The 1,882-nt window shown below is 71.9% G+C and carries 1 pseudogene; it reads right to left on the bottom strand.

The features are described from left to right. Nucleotides 1-1,022, bottom strand: a pseudogene (locus D7V93_RS42415) (hypothetical protein); the annotation flags it as partial. Nucleotides 1,023-1,882: the final 860 nt, after the last annotated feature.

Raw genomic sequence — 1,882 nt, 5'->3', positions numbered from 1 at the left:
GAATCAGGCGCGGCCGTGGTGGGCGCCGTGGCGGCGGGCGCGGGCTCCGGATCAACGGCGGACAGGGGTTCGCCTTCGGGAATCAGCGCGACCTCGAACTCGGGAGGGATTCCGGTTCGTGACTCGTCGGCGGAGGGTGCCGCCTCGGGAGGAGGCGCGACGGCGAGGCCTGTTTCAGGCGACGGCGGGACGGCGGGCTCGGAGAGGGTCTTCGGCGCGGCGGCGACCTGCCAGGCCTCGGAGGACTCGGGAGCGGCGGGCGGCGTGAGGGATTCGGTTGACTCGCCGGCCAGGCGGAACTCGAGCGCATCGGCTTCAACGTCTTGAGAGACGGTGGCGTTGTCGACAGGGGACGCCTGGACATCGGAACGCGGTGCGACGACTTCAGCGGGGGCCGGAGTGTCGGAATGGGCAGACACCGGCACGTCTTCTGGCGAGGCCCCGGAGTCGAGCTGCGCGACCTGTTCCTGTTCGGAGGACGCCTGAGAGGCCGCAATGGCAGACGCCTCAGGAGGGGGAGCGACTTCGACGGTGACTGGAGCGGGAGGCGACTCCGTCTCGCGCGCGGCTGGCGGCGCGGAGGTGGCCACGTCCGGAAGGTCTTCGAACTCCATCACATCCAGCAGACCGTCTTCGTGGCCCGCGGCGGAGACGGCCGGAGGCAGCGTGGGCTGGGATGAGACAGGGGCTTCGACGAGGATTGCCGGAGGAATGCTCGGGCTCGCAACCGCTGCTTCACTCCGTGCGGACGCGCTCAGCGAGGACTCATCGGTAAAGACATCCCAGGCAGGCTCCGCCTCGGTCTGGGGCTTGTGCGGCTCGGCCGACATCACCTCCGCCTCTTCGACGATGTCGTCGTCGGCGAGGGTCTCCCTATCGAGGGCATCGGGGGCCTTGGGCTCCTGGGCGGTCGGGGCAGCGGCCTGAACGGGGGCCGCTTCGGGCTCGGCGTCGAACGACTCGGGGATCAGGATGTCGTCGTCATCGTCGACAAGCTCGGCCTCCAGGACCAGCTCGGACAAGGGAACGGGCTTCGCAGGCGATGCAATCGCAGCCCCCGTGGAGGACGGGAGGCTCACATCGGAGTGCCCGCCAGCATGAATGTCTGGGGGAGAGCTTGCGCTGGGATTCGCCGCATCCCGGGCTTCCTGAGGAGCGGTGGAGGGATGTCCACCGGGAGCAGCACCCGCGAGGGCATCCGTCACATCCACGTCGACTTGAGCGGAGGCAATCGCCAGGTCGCCCCAAGCCGTGTCCACGAGGGCACCCACCCCACCCTGCACAGCGGCATTCGGCGGTGAGCCCACGGGGGCATTCGCCCCAGCGGGTGCAATGGCATTCGGTGGCCCACCCGGAGGAGGGCTGGCGACAGGTCCCGGCGAACCAGGACGCTGCTGCGCGACGGGCACCGGCCCGGCGGCGACCGCCGGCATGGAGCCCGACGGACGCCCTTGTCGCGGAGGTGCTCCGGGAGGCGGAGGCCCCACCGGCCTTCCCTGCACGTCATTCGGCGGCACGGCGCCCGGAGGCCCCACCGGACGCGCGCCTCCAGGGGGCCCAGCGACTGGAATGCCCGTGGCGGACGACGGACGCCGCGCAGGAGGCGGAACAACCCCAGCCATCACCGGAGGAGGCGTTCCCGGACCGGACCGAGGCGCCATTCCAGGAGGCATCGCGCCCGGCGGCGGCCCTGCCCGGACCATCCCTGGCGGCATCGGTGCGCCTCCAGGCCCCGGCGGACGCGGCATCCCAGGGCCCGGGCCCACGGGTCCACCCGGAGGCGCGGCACGCACCCCAGGAGGCGGAGGCGTCCTGCCCACCACTGGAATGCCCACCCCCGAGGGAGGCCGCGCGCCCGACACTGCGGGCCCAGGCACTCCCC

The organism is Corallococcus llansteffanensis (genome assembly GCF_003612055.1).
Lineage (GTDB): Bacteria > Myxococcota > Myxococcia > Myxococcales > Myxococcaceae > Corallococcus > Corallococcus llansteffanensis.
This window is presented reverse-complemented; position numbering and strand designations above follow the sequence as displayed.